The 14,255-nt window shown below is 69.4% G+C and carries 16 protein-coding genes; 7 read left to right on the plus strand and 9 right to left on the minus strand.

The features are described from left to right. Positions 1 to 50 precede the first annotated feature (50 nt). Both whiB1 and H7K45_RS16090 read right to left on the minus strand, forming a co-directional pair. Positions 51 to 305 (minus strand): transcriptional regulator WhiB1, encoded by a 255-nt coding sequence (whiB1, locus tag H7K45_RS16085; protein ID WP_079923542.1) that lies wholly within the window; start codon positions 303 to 305, stop codon positions 51 to 53. Between the two features lie 256 nt (positions 306 to 561). Beyond that, a complete protein-coding gene (locus H7K45_RS16090) occupies positions 562 to 1,521 on the minus strand; it encodes a diacylglycerol/lipid kinase family protein (protein ID WP_263996787.1) in 960 nt (319 codons plus the stop codon). A gap of 51 nt (positions 1,522 to 1,572) precedes the next feature. Between H7K45_RS16090 and H7K45_RS16095 the strand changes: the two genes are divergently transcribed. Then, on the plus strand, positions 1,573 to 1,971 hold the full coding sequence (locus tag H7K45_RS16095; RefSeq protein WP_263996788.1) for a hypothetical protein: 399 nt from the start codon (positions 1,573 to 1,575) through the stop codon (positions 1,969 to 1,971). Here the strand turns inward: H7K45_RS16095 and H7K45_RS16100 are convergent. The 3 genes from H7K45_RS16100 to H7K45_RS16110 are packed head-to-tail and all read right to left on the minus strand — an operon-like array spanning position 1,947 to position 4,173. Further along, positions 1,947 to 2,450 carry a GNAT family N-acetyltransferase gene (locus H7K45_RS16100; RefSeq protein WP_263996789.1) on the minus strand — a complete coding sequence of 168 codons (504 nt, stop codon included), beginning with the start codon at positions 2,448 to 2,450 and terminating at the stop codon, positions 1,947 to 1,949. The genes H7K45_RS16095 and H7K45_RS16100 overlap by 25 nt on opposite strands. Continuing rightward, positions 2,447 to 3,538, minus strand: coding sequence for an isochorismate synthase (locus H7K45_RS16105; protein WP_263996790.1), 1,092 nt, complete (start codon positions 3,536 to 3,538; stop codon positions 2,447 to 2,449). Before H7K45_RS16105 ends, H7K45_RS16100 begins: the two co-directional genes overlap by 4 nt. Further along, positions 3,535 to 4,173, minus strand: coding sequence for an acid phosphatase (locus tag H7K45_RS16110; RefSeq protein WP_263996791.1), 639 nt, complete (start codon positions 4,171 to 4,173; stop codon positions 3,535 to 3,537). Before H7K45_RS16110 ends, H7K45_RS16105 begins: the two co-directional genes overlap by 4 nt. An 87-nt stretch (positions 4,174 to 4,260) precedes the next feature. On the opposite strand from H7K45_RS16110, the gene H7K45_RS16115 reads away from it, so the two are divergent. Continuing rightward, on the plus strand, positions 4,261 to 5,064 hold the full coding sequence (locus tag H7K45_RS16115; RefSeq protein WP_263996792.1) for a ParA family protein: 804 nt from the start codon (positions 4,261 to 4,263) through the stop codon (positions 5,062 to 5,064). On the opposite strand, the gene H7K45_RS16120 is transcribed toward H7K45_RS16115, so the two are convergent. Beyond that, positions 5,065 to 6,300 carry an Rv3212 family protein gene (locus tag H7K45_RS16120; protein ID WP_263996794.1) on the minus strand — a complete coding sequence of 412 codons (1,236 nt, stop codon included), beginning with the start codon at positions 6,298 to 6,300 and terminating at the stop codon, positions 5,065 to 5,067. Positions 6,301 to 6,331: 31 nt separating this feature from the next. Further along, complete coding sequence (locus H7K45_RS16125) at positions 6,332 to 7,921, minus strand: DEAD/DEAH box helicase (protein ID WP_263996795.1); 1,590 nt, start codon at positions 7,919 to 7,921, stop codon at positions 6,332 to 6,334. A gap of 236 nt (positions 7,922 to 8,157) precedes the next feature. Between H7K45_RS16125 and H7K45_RS16130 the strand changes: the two genes are divergently transcribed. Beyond that, positions 8,158 to 8,850 (plus strand): ferritin-like fold-containing protein, encoded by a 693-nt coding sequence (locus H7K45_RS16130; RefSeq protein ID WP_263996796.1) that lies wholly within the window; start codon positions 8,158 to 8,160, stop codon positions 8,848 to 8,850. Positions 8,851 to 8,852: 2 nt separating this feature from the next. On the opposite strand, the gene H7K45_RS16135 is transcribed toward H7K45_RS16130, so the two are convergent. Continuing rightward, a complete protein-coding gene (locus tag H7K45_RS16135; protein WP_263996797.1) occupies positions 8,853 to 9,788 on the minus strand; it encodes a hypothetical protein in 936 nt (311 codons plus the stop codon). Positions 9,789 to 10,017: 229 nt separating this feature from the next. Between H7K45_RS16135 and H7K45_RS16140 the strand changes: the two genes are divergently transcribed. Next, positions 10,018 to 10,278: a DUF3107 domain-containing protein gene (locus tag H7K45_RS16140; RefSeq protein ID WP_263996798.1), complete on the plus strand. Its 261-nt coding sequence runs from the start codon at positions 10,018 to 10,020 to the stop codon at positions 10,276 to 10,278. Here H7K45_RS16140 and fasR read toward each other — a convergent pair. Next, complete coding sequence (fasR, locus tag H7K45_RS16145; RefSeq protein ID WP_263997042.1) at positions 10,275 to 10,955, minus strand: HTH-type transcriptional activator FasR; 681 nt, start codon at positions 10,953 to 10,955, stop codon at positions 10,275 to 10,277. The genes H7K45_RS16140 and fasR overlap by 4 nt on opposite strands. A 179-nt stretch (positions 10,956 to 11,134) precedes the next feature. Here fasR and H7K45_RS16150 point away from each other — a divergent pair, with 179 nt between their 5' ends. Genes H7K45_RS16150 through H7K45_RS16160 form a run of 3 tightly spaced genes read left to right on the plus strand, consistent with a single transcriptional unit; the run spans position 11,135 to position 14,252 of the window. Further along, positions 11,135 to 12,181, plus strand: a complete 1,047-nt coding sequence (locus H7K45_RS16150) for a DUF3152 domain-containing protein (RefSeq protein ID WP_263996799.1) — start codon at positions 11,135 to 11,137, stop codon at positions 12,179 to 12,181. A gap of 4 nt (positions 12,182 to 12,185) precedes the next feature. After that, positions 12,186 to 13,361 (plus strand): adenylyltransferase/sulfurtransferase MoeZ, encoded by a 1,176-nt coding sequence (moeZ, locus tag H7K45_RS16155; RefSeq protein ID WP_263996800.1) that lies wholly within the window; start codon positions 12,186 to 12,188, stop codon positions 13,359 to 13,361. 36 nt (positions 13,362 to 13,397) lie between these two features. Beyond that, positions 13,398 to 14,252 carry a TIGR02569 family protein gene (locus H7K45_RS16160; protein WP_263996801.1) on the plus strand — a complete coding sequence of 285 codons (855 nt, stop codon included), beginning with the start codon at positions 13,398 to 13,400 and terminating at the stop codon, positions 14,250 to 14,252. The last annotated feature ends 3 nt before the right edge of the window (positions 14,253 to 14,255 follow it).

Consider the following 14,255-nt stretch of genomic DNA (forward strand, 5'->3'; position numbering starts at 1 on the left):
ATTTACGGCCCCGGCGAGAGCCGGGGCCGTAAAGGTGAGGAAGGTGCGAGCTATACGCCCGTGCGAGCCTTCGTCCGAGCGTTGCGGCGCTTGAGCGCGCGACGCTCGTCCTCGCTCATGCCGCCCCAGACGCCTGCGTCCTGGCCGGACTCCAATGCCCAGCTCAGGCACTCCGTCGTCACCGGGCAGCGGTTGCAGACGATCTTCGCGTCAGCGATCTGGGCGAGGGCCGGGCCACTGTTTCCCACGGGGAAGAACAGTTCCGGATCCTCGTCACGACAGACCGCCTTGTGCCGCCAATCCATAGCTATAACTCCTATTCCTGTGCGCAGCAAGGCGCACGAACTTTTCTTCGGCTGTTAACGCGTGCACACAAATGTTTCTGCACTGTTGCAAACGATGCTTCCACAGGCTCAACAGATGTCAATAGAGGCGCGTTCACACGTGGGCAATCTCACTGGCATCGTTACCGGGGACCAACTGGTCGGAGCCCCCTCACGTTTGTACTACACTTGCCCTACTTGCGCCCTAAATCGCGCGGGTTCACAGCGGGCTCGCAGGTCAGGGCCTTTTCGGTGGCGGCGCCACCACACCAAGTGCATCCCGGACCGACGTGAAGGTCATCCTTTCGCGCTGGCCGACGTAATCTCCGTCGATCTGACAGGCAACCGGCGTGTCCGCCGTCACGCGTACCCACGGCACGTCGTCGTCACGCACCAGATGCTTGGCATCCAGCCGCGGGTTCTTCGAGAGCATCTGGCGCACCAGCCCCAAGTTGGCCCAGATGTTCATGCTGGTGGTGGCGAAGACGCCGAGATTGGTCTCGAAACTGGTGTCGGGGTTGGTCCACACCGGCCTGGTGTTGGCGTAGGTCCACGGGCTCGAGTTCGACACGAACGCGAAGTGCACGCCGGTCACGGGAGCCCGGCCGGCGAGCTCCAGGGTCATCGACGGCTCCCGGCGGGCGCTGGCCAGCACCTCGCGGGTGGCCACCTTGATGTAGCGCGACGCGGTGACCTTGCGCCCCTTCTCTCGCTGAGCCTCCACCGCGGCCACGACGTCGCCGTCGACCCCCATTCCCGCGGTGAAGACGCCCCAGCGGTCGCCGCAGTCCATCAGGCCGATGCGACGCCACTTCACCCCGCGCCGATAGGCACCGAGTAGGTCGACGAGCTGGTTGGTCGCCTCGACCGGATCGGGGCTGATGCCCAGGGCGCGGGCGAACACGTTGGCCGACCCGCCGGGCACCACCGAGATCGCCGGGCCGCGTTTGGGCGGGGTCTGCCCGCAATCGCCCAGGATGCCGTTGACCACCTCGTTGACCGTGCCGTCGCCACCGTGGACGATCACCACATCCGTTCCGTCTCGCGCTGCGTCCCTTGCGATTTCGATCGCATGGCCGCGGTGGTTGGTGTGGGCGACGGTCAGCTTGACGCGACTCTCCAGCGCGTGCGCGAGGAGATCACGCCCCGCCGGAGTCGTCGACGTGGCGTTGGGGTTGACGATCAGGACGGCACGCACGGGGCTCAACCCTATCGGCATGCCGTCACCACGCGCTCTACGCTCGTCGATGTGATCGTGCCCTCGCCCTCCACCATTCGTCAGGCGGCCGCCATCGTGGCGCTGGAGGGCGTCGCACTCGTCGTCGTGGCGGTGGTGTTCGTCGTCCGTGCCCTCGAGGGTGCCCACGAGGTGTCGATCAGCGGTTACGGCACCGCGGCCTGGTACGTCGTGATGGGTGCCGCGGTGCTCACCGCGGCGTGGGCGCTGTGGACCGGGCGGCGGTGGGGCCGTGGGATCGCGGTGTTCGCCCAGCTGCTGCTGCTACCGGTGGCGTGGTACATCGCGGTCGGCTCGCAGCAGTGGTCCTACGGCATTCCGGTGGCCGTGGTCGCCGTCGTCGCGTTGGTGCTGCTGTTCAGCCCCTCGGCGGTGCAGTGGTTGGCTCAGAGTTCCGACGGCGAGGTCTGAGGTCCGGCGGCCAAGGCCGACAACTCCTCACCGGAGACGCGGTAGGTGATCCACTCGCTCTGCGGGCGTCCGCCGACGGCGTCGTACAGGGCAATGGCGTTGGAGTTCCAGTCCAGCACCGCCCACGTCAGCCGGGAGTAGCCTTTGTCGACGCACTCACGGGCCAGCGTCGAGAGCAAGGTGCGCGCCAGACCGTGTCGCCGGAATGCGGGCCGTACGAAGAGATCCTCGAGGTAGATGCCGGCGACGCCGTCCCACGTGGAGAAGTTGTAGAACCACAACGCCATGGCGGCCGGTTGGCCGTCGACCTCCGCGACGTGTGCCTGGACCGTGGGCGGATCGCCGAACAGTGCCTCGCGCAACTGTGTCTCGGTCACGGTGCACTCCTCGGCGGCGTGCTCGAACTCGGCCAGCTCGCGCACCATGGCGACGAGGTCGGCCTCGTCACCGGGTCGCGCTCGACGGATGTTCACGGTCATGTGCTGACTCCCAACGCGCTGAGGATGGTGCGGAACTTCGTATTCGTCTCGGCCACTTCGTCATCCGGATCCGATTCGGCGACGATTCCGCCGCCGGACCTGGCCTGGGCGCTGAGCCGGTCGGCCGACAACTCCGCGCAGCGGATCGACACCACCCAGGTGCCGTCACCCTGGCCGTCGCACCATCCGACGGCGCCGGCGTAGAAGCCGCGGTCACCCTCGACGTCGGAGATGAGGCGGACGGCGTCGGCGGTGGGTACTCCGCCGACGGCGGCGGTGGGGTGCAGTGCCACCGCGAGATCCAATGCGGTGACGGACCTTTCGCGGAGCCGACCGGTGATCGGTGTGTTCAGATGCCACACCGCCGAGGTGCGGCTCAGCTCGGGGGTGGGGGCGATCTCGAGGTCGGTGCACAGCGGCTGCAACGCCGTGCGCATCTGCTCGACGACCAACCGATGCTCGTGGAGGTCCTTGGCGGAGTCGGCCAGGGCCGCGCCGTTGGCCCGGTCGGTCGTCGGATCTGCCGAGCGCGGTGCCGATCCCGCGAACGGCCGGCAACTGACGACGTCGCCGCGGCGGGCCACCAGCAACTCGGGGCTGGCACCGATGAGCGCGGTGCCGACGTGGCGACCGCCCGCCGCACTCAAGTCGACGAAGTACGCAGTCGCAGAGGTGTCTTCGGCGAGTCGACGCACCAGGGTGGCGATGTCCAGTGGCGCGTCGGCAAGCAGGTGCAGCGCGCGCGCCAGCACCACCTTGTGCAGCGGCGAGTCGGGGTTGCGAAGCTGCTCCAACGCCGTGGCGATGCGGGCCCGGTGTTCGTCGGGAGTGGGCTCCGTTGCGGTGATGCGGACGGCGGGCATCGGACGGGTGGGCCAGTCCGGCAGCGTCGCGCTCCGGCGGACGTTCTCGGGGGCGGACAGTGCGGCCGGCTGGGTGACGTCGAATGGCAACGCTCCCAACACCATTCGGGTGTCACCGGCGGCAAGGGTCGATCGCGCGTCGGCCAGCGTGGGATAGGCGACCGTCACACCGTCGGCCACGAGCACGCCGTCGCGCTCGGCCAGGACGAAGGTCGGTTCCGTCACGCGGGCAGACAGGGGTTGGGGTGCCCGGTCAGGCCGAGCGCGGCGATCTGCCGGACACCGTGCTCGAAGCCGCAGACCGCGATGGACGCCGCCGCCATCGACACCCTGATGCCCTCGGCGATCGGCAGTTCGATCCACCGGGTCATCACGGCGCGCGAGAAATGCCCATGCCCGACGAAGACCACGTCGCGCGTCTCCATGTGCGACAGCGCCAGCGCGACGGCGCGGTCGGCGCGGGCGCTGACCGCCGCGGTGCTCTCGCCGCCGGGGCAGCCGTACTTCCACACCGTCCAGTCCGGCGTCGTCTCGCGAATCTCGGCGGTGGTCAGGCCCTCGTAGTCGCCGTAGTTCCACTCGGCCAGCAGCGGCGTCACCTCGTCGACGGTCAACCCGGCCAGCTCGGCGGTGACCAGTGCGCGGTGCCGCGGACTGCTCACCACCAACGGGTCGCGCAGCCGTAGGTCGGCCAGCGCCTCGCGCGCCAGGGTGGCCTGCTCGCGTCCCTCGTCGGTCAGTTCGAGGTCCGTGGTCCCCGTGTGTCTGCCGCTCTTGGACCATTCGGTCTCACCGTGCCGCAGCAACAACAGCCGATGCCGCTCGACGCCTCCAGACTGCTGCCCTCCGGACACACTCACACCCGCGATTGTGCCGCACGCGCCTTCTCGGGTTGCGCGTGCCAGTATGAACCGCATGCCCCCGGCGAGCGAAGCAACGGTGACCACGTGACGCGGGTGCTCGCGGTCGCCAACCAAAAGGGCGGCGTCGCCAAGACGACCACCGTCGCGTCGCTGGGTGCGGCGCTAACCGAACAGGGCCGACGGGTGCTGCTCGTCGACCTGGATCCGCAGGGCTCGCTGACGTTCTCCCTGGGCCACGACCCGGACAAGCTGGCGGTGTCGATCCACGAGGTGCTGCTCGGCGACGTCGAACCCGACACCGCGCTGCTCGAGACACCGGAGGGCATGACGCTGTTGCCCGCCAACATCGACCTCGCGGGGGCCGAGGCGATGCTGTTGATGCGGGCGGGCCGGGAGTACGCACTGAAGCGGGCGCTGACCAAACTGGAGTCGAGTACCGATCCCTTCGACGTCGTCATCGTCGACTGCCCGCCGTCCCTTGGCGTCCTGACCCTCAACGGGCTGACCGCCGCCGACGAGGTCATCGTGCCGCTGCAGTGCGAGACGCTCGCGCACCGCGGCGTCGGACAGTTCCTGCGCACGGTCGACGACGTGCAGCAGATCACCAACGCCGACCTGGTGCTGCTGGGGGCGCTGCCGACGCTGTACGACTCGCGGACCACGCACAGCCGCGACGTGATCCTCGACGTCGTCGACCGCTACCAGCTACCGGTGCTAGCCCCGCCGATCCCCAGAACGGTGCGCTTCGCCGAGGCAAGTGCCTCGGGGGCGTCGGTGCTGGCGGGACGAAAGAACAAGGGCGCGTTGGCCTATCGTGAGCTCGCAGCGGCGTTGCTCAAGCACTGGAAGTCCGGCAAGGCGCTGCCGACGTTCACCCCGGAGCTCTAGTCAGGCCAGGGCGACCAGGGTGTCGCCACGCTGTTCGAGCACGGTCGTGCCGGCGACGTTCGGGACGACGGCGAATTGACTCGGTGGCCGCGGTACCTGGATGTGGGACTCGCCGGCGCCGGTCCCGGGGGCGAACACGTCGTATCCGGAGGTGACGGGGACCAGCATCCGCCCCGCCATCAGGGTGGCCGGACCCACCGGTGCCTGCGGCGCGACCGGGGTGACGGTGTACTTGTATCGCAATCCGTTGGCATCGAAGACCATGACCGAATCGCCGGTCCACCAGGTGATGAGGTCGCCGGCCCGGGAGGCCACGGCCTGCGGTGAGGCGGGACCCGGCAAGGCGGTGCTCGCGATCGTCGTCCCCGTGTCGTCGATGACGTTGACGACGGGCGTCGGCTTGGACAGGTAGACCGCCGTGGTGGTGTCGGAGACGGCGATGACCCGTGCGTCGGAGTCTGCGGGGACGCCCGGCAGCTGCACGATCTTGGTGGTGGGTTCGTCCTCCTGGTCGGCGGGGACCAGCAGCGTCAGCCTCAGGTCGGCCTGCCCGGGACACTTCTGCAGTACCGAGACCGCGTTGGAGCTCGCCGCGGCCGAGACCATGCCGCACAGCGGCTGGGCCGGGACGCCGGGTTTGATCCGTGCGTCGAGGTAGCCGTACCCGATCATCCGGACCATGTCCGATCGCCACAGTTCGAGCCGGGTGTCGCCGACCGACAGCACGGTCGACCCGTCCGAGGACAGCGTCACGTCGGGGTCGGCATAGGCGGTCCGGGAGTAGTGGCGGCGCCCGGTTTGCCCGTCGATGGTGGTCACCTGCCCGCAACCCCGGTCGTCGGGGTACACCGCGACGGCGTCGTTGTAGACGTAGGTGACACCGCACAGCGGGACACCACGGGCGTAGCTCCACAGCACGCGCCCGGTGGCCGGGTCGCGACCGTCGACCTCGTTTCCGTCCCCGGTGACGACGGCACCGCCGGCCACCACGGGGCGGCGAGTCTTCGGGCTGGCGGCACTCCACACCTCCCGCAGCGCCCTCGGGACGTCGCGGGCGGCCTTCAGTGCGGGCACCGGCTCGGCGGCCGGTGCGCTGAGGGTGGCCCTGGCGTCACTGCTCCACCAGACGAGTCCGGCGGCGACGGCGAGCACCACCACGATCGCAGCGGCCGCCAGCAGATCGCCCCTGGTGCGGCGTTCCGGTGGTGGGGAACCCCGCCACCGGGGGAACTTCACGGCTGGAACCATCGGGACGTGGGCGCCCCGGTCAGCTGGTGGTCGGCGCGGACGTGCTGGGACGACGACGCCTGCGCCGACGCTTGGCCGGGCCGGTGGAGTCGCCAGCGGGGGCCGTCTCGGTGCCCTCGGGTGCCGAGCCCGTGCTCTCGGTGTCCTGGCCCGACGTGGCCTCCGACTTCGCCGCACCGCGGGTGCGCTGCCGGGTCCGCTCGCGGTTGCGGGCCGGTCGGTCGCTGCTGACGCGCTTCTCGCCGTCCCGGGACTCGCGCTGCGGCCGGTCCCTCGGCTCGGTGGAGCGCGTCGCCTTGCCGATCGAGCCGGTGGCGTCGGCCGGGATGCCGAGGTCGGTGAACAGGTGCGCGGAGCTGGAGTACGTCTCGAGGGGATCGGGGGTGTCGAGACCGAGGGCCTTGTCGATCATCGTCCAGCGGGGCAGCTCGTCCCAGTCGACGAGGGTGACCGCGATGCCCGTCTTGCCCGCACGGCCGGTGCGCCCGATGCGGTGCACGTAGGCCTGCTCGTCCTCGGGGATCTGGTAGTTGATGACGTGGGTGATGTCGTCGATGTCGATGCCGCGTGCCGCGACGTCGGTGGCGACGAGCACGTCGACGTCACCGTTGCGGAAACCCTTCAGCGCCTTCTCGCGGGCCGCCTGGCCGAGGTCGCCGTGCACGGCGCCGACCTTGAAGCCGCGCTCGGCGAGTTCGTCGGCGACCTTCTGCGCGGTGCGCTTGGTGCGGGTGAAGATCATCGTGGCGCCACGGCCGTCGGCCTGCAGAATGCGGGCGACCATCTCGACCTTGTCCAGCGCGTGCGCTCGGTAGGCGTGCTGCGTGGTGTTCTCGTGGGTGGCTGCCGAATGCGGCGCCTCGGCGCGAATGTGCGTCGGCTGGTTCATGAACGTGCGGGCGAGCGTGATGATCGGGTCGGGCATCGTCGCCGAGAACAGCATCGCCTGCCGGTCGTCGGGGGTCTGCTTGAGGATCCGCTCGATGTCGGGCAGGAAGCCGAGGTCGAGCATCTCGTCGGCCTCGTCGAGCACGAGCACCGACAGGCCCCCGAGCTGCAGGTGCCCCTGCTGGGCGAGGTCGAGCAACCGGCCGGGCGTGCCGACGACGACGTCGACGCCCTTCTGCAGCGCCTCGATCTGCGACTCGTAGGGGCGGCCGCCGTAGATGGCGGTGACGGACATCTTGCGGTCGCCGACCCTCAGGTACTTGGCGGCGTTGGCGAGGTCCTCGTAGACCTGGATGCACAGCTCACGGGTGGGCACCACGATGAGCGCGCGGGGGATTCCCGTCAGCGGGCGGGACTCGTCGGTGACGATGCGGTGCAGCAGCGGCACGCCGAAGGCGAAGGTCTTGCCCATGCCGGTGCGGGCCTGACCGATCAGGTCGTCGCCCGACAGTGCCAGCGGCAGGGTCAGTTCCTGGATGGCGAAGGTGTGTTCGATGCCGGATTCGGCCAGCGCCCGGACGATCTCCTCGCGGACGCCGAGCTCGGCGAACGTCGTGGTCTTGGGGGCTGCCTCGGGACCGTCGACGACGACGACGATGTCGGGGGTCGCGACGTCCTGGTCGGATTCGGGGCCGTTGGGGGTGGTGGTGAATGAAGTCATGCGTTTGCCGACGTAACCTTTCGTTTGTCAATCTCGCGGCGTCCACACGCGCACACGGGTTCGACGAAGGAACGTTGGGGGCCTCGGCTTCCGGGGAAGCGGACCGACACGTGCACGCACATTTCTTGGGAGCGGCGGGTACGAGATGTGCCACTTCCGCCCCCCATGATAGCTGGCCGGTGATTCGGTGCCGTCGCGACGCCGATCGGCGTGCCGGGCCCGTCTAGAGTCGACCCATGACTCCGACGCAGCCCGGGGCGTCGCCCGAGCAGACGGTGGCCCCGACGGTGGCCAGGCATGCAGGTGTCGACCAGCTGTTCGCGCTCCTGGCCTACGGCGAGGTGGCCGCGTTCTATCGCCTGACCGACGAGGCGCGGATGGCTCCCAACCTGGCGGGTCGGATCAACATGGCCAGCATGGCGGCCGCCGAGATGAACCACTACGAGCTGCTGCGTGAGGCACTGGCCAAGCGCGGCGTCGACATCGTTCCCGCGATGACCAAGTACGCCTCCGCCCTGGAGAACTACCACCGCTTGACCACGCCGAGCACCTGGCTCGAGGCGCTGGTCAAGACGTACATCGGCGACGCGCTGGCCGCCGACTTCTACCTGGAGATCGCCGACGCGCTCCCCGACGACGCCGCCGACGTGGTGCGCGCGGTGCTCTCGGAGACCGGGCACTCGCAGTTCGTCGTGGCCGAGGTCAAGGCCGCGGTCACCGCCAGCGACAAGCAACGCCACCGGCTGGCGCTGTGGTCGCGGCGGCTTCTGGGCGAGGCCATCACGCAGGCGCAGTACGTGCTCGCCGAACACGACGAACTGGTCGACTTCGTCGTCACCAGCGGTGAGGGCCTTGGCCGGTTGACCGAGTTCTTCGGCCGGTTGCAGGAGACCCACAACGCCCGGGTGCGCGAGCTCGGTCTGGGGTAGGCCTACTTGGTGCAGGTGGCGATCATCGAGTTGGTGTTCTGGGCCACCAGGATTGTGCCGTTCGCGTCGGTCACCGAGCAGTTCAGCCGACCGGTGAGGCTGGTCGCGGTTACCGAGGTCAGCTCGACACCCGGGTCCAGGGTCACCGAACGCACCCAGGGCAGTGCCACGTTGAACTGCGTTTGCAGCGCACCTTGGCCGTCGGTGTAGACCACGGTCACCAGGTCAAGCAGCGGCCGGTCGCCCGTGACCTGGTAGGTGACCGTCCGCGGCGACGCGACGGGAACGGGAGCGGCCTGGGGAGCGGGTGCCTGGCTGGTGGCCACCGGCGTGGTCGGCGGAACCGTGGTGACCGTCTCCGGGGACAGCGCGGCGACGGGCGGGGGCGGTGCCACGGAGCTGAGCACCGGCGGTGCCGTGGTCGCGGGGGTGGTGACGGCGTCCTGAGCCGCGGTGGTCGGTGTGGTCGCGACGATCGTCTTGGACACCGACCCGCTGTCACCGCCACCGAGGATCACCACCGTGCAGATTATCGCGACGAGCAGGATCGCGCCTGCGACGCCGGCGACCCAGACCCACCGCCGGTCGATGGACTCCTCGTACTCGTAGACGTCGTCATCGTCCGCGTAGTCCTCGGGGTAGTCCCCGTAGTCCGCGTCGCGGTCATAGGAGTCGTAGTCCTGGACGGCGCTGGCCGTGGACCGGCCGTATTCGGAGGACCGGTACCCCGACCGGTACTCGTAGCCGGACGACGACCCGTAGGAACCACGAGAGCCGTACTCGGGGTCGTACTCGCGCCGGCGGTAGGTGGCGCCGCCGTCGACGACGTCGCTCTCGACGTCGGTGTACCCGCCGGTCCGCGCGCCGCGAATGCCGTTCGTGCCGGCGTTGCGTGCCGTGGTTGACGTCCTCGAATACGTTCCGTAAGGCCTGTCCATACCGCTTCCCGTGAGTCGCTTGGTGTGTAGAGCCGATGCTAACGAGACAGGAGTGACGCACGAGGTTGGCGCGCCTTCGGTGAGGTCACGGTCGGGACTCGAGTTGGTCATCGGTCGGCCACCGCGTCGGGCGCGCTGCGCTGTCGGCGAAGTCGCGCCACCGCCGACGCGCGCGACCTCGGCCGTCCACTAGCCTGCTCAAGGGATACCAACGAACGGAAGGGTTCACGTGGAGGTCAAGATCGGCGTCACCGACAGTCCGCGCGAGCTGGTGCTCCAAAGCGCGTCCACCCCTGCCGAGGTGGAGGAGCTGGTGACCGCAGCGCTGGGCAAGGACTCGGGCGTGCTTGCCCTGACCGACGAGAAGGGTCGTCGCTACCTGGTCAAGAACAGCAGGATCGCCTACATCGAGATCGGCGCTGCCGATTCGCGCCGGGTCGGGTTCGGCATCGGAGCCACGGCCGCGGCCGTCGCGGACAAGCTGAGCTAGAAGCGGGTCAGCGGCACGTGTGACAGTCCGCCCCAGGCGAACTGCACCGTGCCGTCGACCGCCGCCTCCTTGGAGATCGGGCGGTCGGAGTTCAGCCAGTACCGAGCGCAGTCCACGCTCGTCGACACCAGGCCGACCGCGATCATCCTGGCCCGGTGGGCCTCCAGCCCCGAGTCACTGCTGATCAGTTCGAACACCGCATCGGTGCACGCCTCGGTCGCCACCTTGACCTGAGCCGAAACCTGAGGCTCGGTGACGTAGTCGTTCTCGAAGATCAGCCGGTAGCCCTGACCGTCGTGCTCGATGAAGTCGAAGAAGGCCCCCACCGCGGCACGCAGCCGCTGGCGGTTGTCGGTGGTGGTGCGCAACGCCTGCTGCACGCCGGTGACCAGATTGTCGACGTGACGCTCCAGGACCGCCAGATACAACTCGAGCTTCGACGAGAAGTGTTGGTAGAGAACCGGTTTGCTGACACCGGCCCGATCGGCGATCTCGTCCATGCCGGCAGCGTGATACCCGCGGTCGACGAAGACCTCGCTCGCGGCGACCAGGAGTTGCCCTCGCCGTTCGTCCCGGGGCAGGCGGTTTCCGCGCCGATTCCCCCCGGTGGTGCCCGCGGTCGGAGAACCGTCGCCACCGCCCGACTGGGCACCCTTTCGTTCGGCGATGTCGCTCATCACTCCTCTATCCAGTCGGGGTACTGCGGCCCGATGCTGGCCGCCCCGGTGGGAGCCGTTGATCCGGCTGGTCATCGAACCGACACTACTACCGGTGTTCGCGCCCGCGCGTCACGTGATGCCATGTGCCGGTGGCGCGCCACAGTCGCTCCACGGCGCGCCTGTGCCATTCTGGTGCGGTGACCTACGACCCGGGGCGTCGCCGGGCCGACGTGGGCGGCGGTCGGCAACCCGCACTACGCAGCGACTTCCGCGAGCCCCTGCGCGCGCAACGCGACCCGCTGGCCGACGCCGGCGGCCGCGTGCGGTCCAATCGCGACGACCATCAGCGCTGGCGGAAGCAGTCGTGGCTGGGGCGTTTCGTCTCCACCTACGGCTGGCGCGCCTACGCCCTGCCCATCTTGGCCGTCATCACCGTCCTGGTGGTCTACCAGGCCGTCACCGGAACCACCGCCCCCCCGACGCCGGTCAACGCCGAGGGGCCCGTCCAGGGTCCGCCCACCATCGGCGCCACGGGCACGGGAATCGTCGGCGCCCCACCCAAGGGAATGACGCAGTTCGACGCGAACCTCCCGACCGGGATCCTCCCGGAGGGTGGCCCGTTCACCGAGACCGGTGCCAAGACCTGGCACGTCGTCCCCGGGACGACGCCCAAGATCGGGCAGGGCACCACCAAGTCCTTCACCTACACCGTCGAGGTGGAGGACGGGGTGGACACCACGTCCATGGGCGGTGACGAAGCCTTCGCCCGGATGGTCAGCGAGACCCTGGCCAACCCCAAGAGCTGGACGCACAACCCGCAGATCGCCTTCACCCGCGTCGACGATCCCACCCAGACCCCCGACTTCCGGGTCTCGCTGACCTCGCCGATGACCGTGCGCGAGGGCTGTGGGTACGACATTCCGCTCGAGGCGTCCTGCTACAACCCCGCCTACCTGGGCGACCAGTCCCGGGTGTTCATCAACGAGGCGCGCTGGGTGCGCGGCGCCGTCCCGTTCCAGGGCGACATCGGCTCCTACCGCCAGTACGTGATCAACCACGAGGTCGGGCACGCCATCGGGTACCAGAAGCACGAACCGTGCGCCGACAACGGGGCGCTGGCGCCGATCATGATGCAGCAGACGTTCTCCACCAGCAACGACGACGACGCCCGGTTCGACCCGCAGTCGGTTCAGGCCGACGGCAAGACGTGCCGCTTCAACTCCTGGCCCTATCCGATCGCCTGATCCGATGCCGTCGCTGCCCCCACTGGTCGAGCCCGCCGCGGAGCTGACGCGCGACGAGGTGGCGCGCTACAGCCGGCACGTGATCATCCCGGACGTCGGGGTCGACGGGCAGAAGCGGCTCAAGAACGCCCGCGTCCTGGTGATCGGCGCCGGTGGACTCGGCTCGCCGACGCTGCTGTACCTGGCCGCCGCCGGCGTGGGCACCCTGGGCATCGTCGACTTCGACGTCGTCGACGAATCCAACCTGCAGCGCCAGATCATCCACGGTCAGGCCGACGTCGGCCGACCCAAGGCCCAGAGCGCACGCGATTCCATCCTCGCGATCAACCCCCTGGTCGAGGTGCGGCTGCACGAGATTCGGCTCACCGCCGACAACGCCGTCGACCTGTTCGGGCAGTACGACCTGATCGTCGACGGCACCGACAACTTCGCCACCCGGTACCTCGTCAACGACGCCGCAGTGCTCGCAGGCAAGCCCTACGTCTGGGGCTCCATCTACCGCTTCGAGGGTCAGGTGTCGGTGTTCTGGGAGGACGCCCCCGACGGGCGAGGTCTGAACTACCGCGATCTGTACCCCGAGCCGCCGCCGCCGGGCATGGTGCCGTCGTGTGCCGAGGGCGGCGTCCTTGGCATCCTGTGCGGGTCGATCGCGTCGGTGATGGGCACCGAGGCCATCAAGCTGCTCGTCGGGATCGGTGAACCGCTGTTGGGTCGGCTGATGATGTACGACGCCCTGGAGATGACGTATCGCACCATCACCATCCGCAAGGACCCCGAGACGCCCAGGATCACCGGGCTCGTCGACTACGACGAGTTCTGCGGCGTGGTGTCCGAGGCCGCGGTCGACGCGGCCGCCGACGCGACCGTCACACCCGGTGAACTTCGCGACATGCTCGACTCAGGCCGGCGCATCGCGCTGATCGACGTCCGCGAACCCGTCGAGTGGGCCATCAACCACATCGACGGGGCCGAGCTGGTCGCGAAGTCGGAGATCGACGCCGGCGACGGTCTGGCGAGACTGCCGCTCGATCGGACGCTGGTGCTCTACTGCAAGACGGGGGTGCGTTCGGCCGAGGTGCTGGCCACCCTCAAGGGCGCGGGTTTCGCCGACGCGGTGCACCTGCAGGGCGGGATCGTGGCGTGGGCGCGGCAACTCGAACCCGACATGGTCATGTACTGACGGCTCGATCGCGAGCCCACGCCTTAGGGTGAGTCTGTGAGTGCCGACATGCCGCCCGATCACGTCCTGGCGGCGTTTGGCCTCTCGGGTGTCCGGCCCGTACCGCTGGGTTCCAGCTGGGAGGGTGGCTGGCGCTGCGGCGAAGTGGTGCTGTCGATGGTCGCCGAGCACGCGCGGGCGGGGTGGTCGGCGAAGGTCCGGGAGACGCTGTTCGTCGACGGGGTGCGCCTGGCCCGCCCGGTGCGCTCGACCGACGGCCGCTACGTTGTGGCGGGTTGGCGAGCCGACACCTTCGTCACCGGGACCCCGGAGCCGCGCCACGACGAAGTGGTCTCCGCGGCGGTGCGGCTGCACGAAGCCACCGCCAAGCTCGAACGCCCGAGGTTCCTCACCCAGCCGCCGTCGGCACCGTGGTCCGACGTCGACGTCTTCATCGCCGCCGACCGCGCCGCCTGGGAGGACCGCCCGCTGCACGCGCTGCCGCCGGGTGCGCGCGTCGCGCCCGGTGGTGCCGACGGACAGCGCTCGATCGACCTGATCGCGCAGCTCGCCGCGTTGCGACGGCCGACCCGCAGCCCCAGCCAGCTCGTGCACGGGGACCTCTACGGCACGGTGCTCTTCGCAGGCACCGCGGCACCGGGCATCACGGACATCACGCCCTACTGGCGACCGGCGTCGTGGGCGGCCGGGGTGGTCGTCGTCGACGCCCTGGCCTGGGGTGAGGCCGACGACGGGCTGGTCGAGCGATGGGCCCCTCTGCCGGAGTGGCCGCAGATGTTGTTGCGCGCGTTGATGTTCCGGCTGGCCGTCCACGCGCTGCATCCGCGGTCGACCGCGGCGGCGTTCCCTGGACTGGCCCGCACGGCGGCCCTGGTGCGCCTGATCCTGTAGTCG

Origin of the sequence: Mycobacterium yunnanensis, assembly GCF_025823185.1 — a bacterium.
Lineage (GTDB): Bacteria > Actinomycetota > Actinomycetes > Mycobacteriales > Mycobacteriaceae > Mycobacterium > Mycobacterium yunnanensis.

Coding starts and splice junctions, on each gene's coding strand:
- whiB1 (WP_079923542.1), bottom strand. CDS start 305: ATGGATTGGCGGCACAAGGCGGTCTGTCGTGACGAGGATCCGGAACTG.
- H7K45_RS16100 (WP_263996789.1), bottom strand. CDS start 2,450: ATGACCGTGAACATCCGTCGAGCGCGACCCGGTGACGAGGCCGACCTC.
- H7K45_RS16125 (WP_263996795.1), bottom strand. CDS start 7,921: ATGACTTCATTCACCACCACCCCCAACGGCCCCGAATCCGACCAGGAC.
- H7K45_RS16130 (WP_263996796.1), top strand. CDS start 8,158: ATGACTCCGACGCAGCCCGGGGCGTCGCCCGAGCAGACGGTGGCCCCG.
- H7K45_RS16135 (WP_263996797.1), bottom strand. CDS start 9,788: ATGGACAGGCCTTACGGAACGTATTCGAGGACGTCAACCACGGCACGC.
- fasR (WP_263997042.1), bottom strand. CDS start 10,955: ATGAGCGACATCGCCGAACGAAAGGGTGCCCAGTCGGGCGGTGGCGAC.
- moeZ (WP_263996800.1), top strand. CDS start 12,186: ATGCCGTCGCTGCCCCCACTGGTCGAGCCCGCCGCGGAGCTGACGCGC.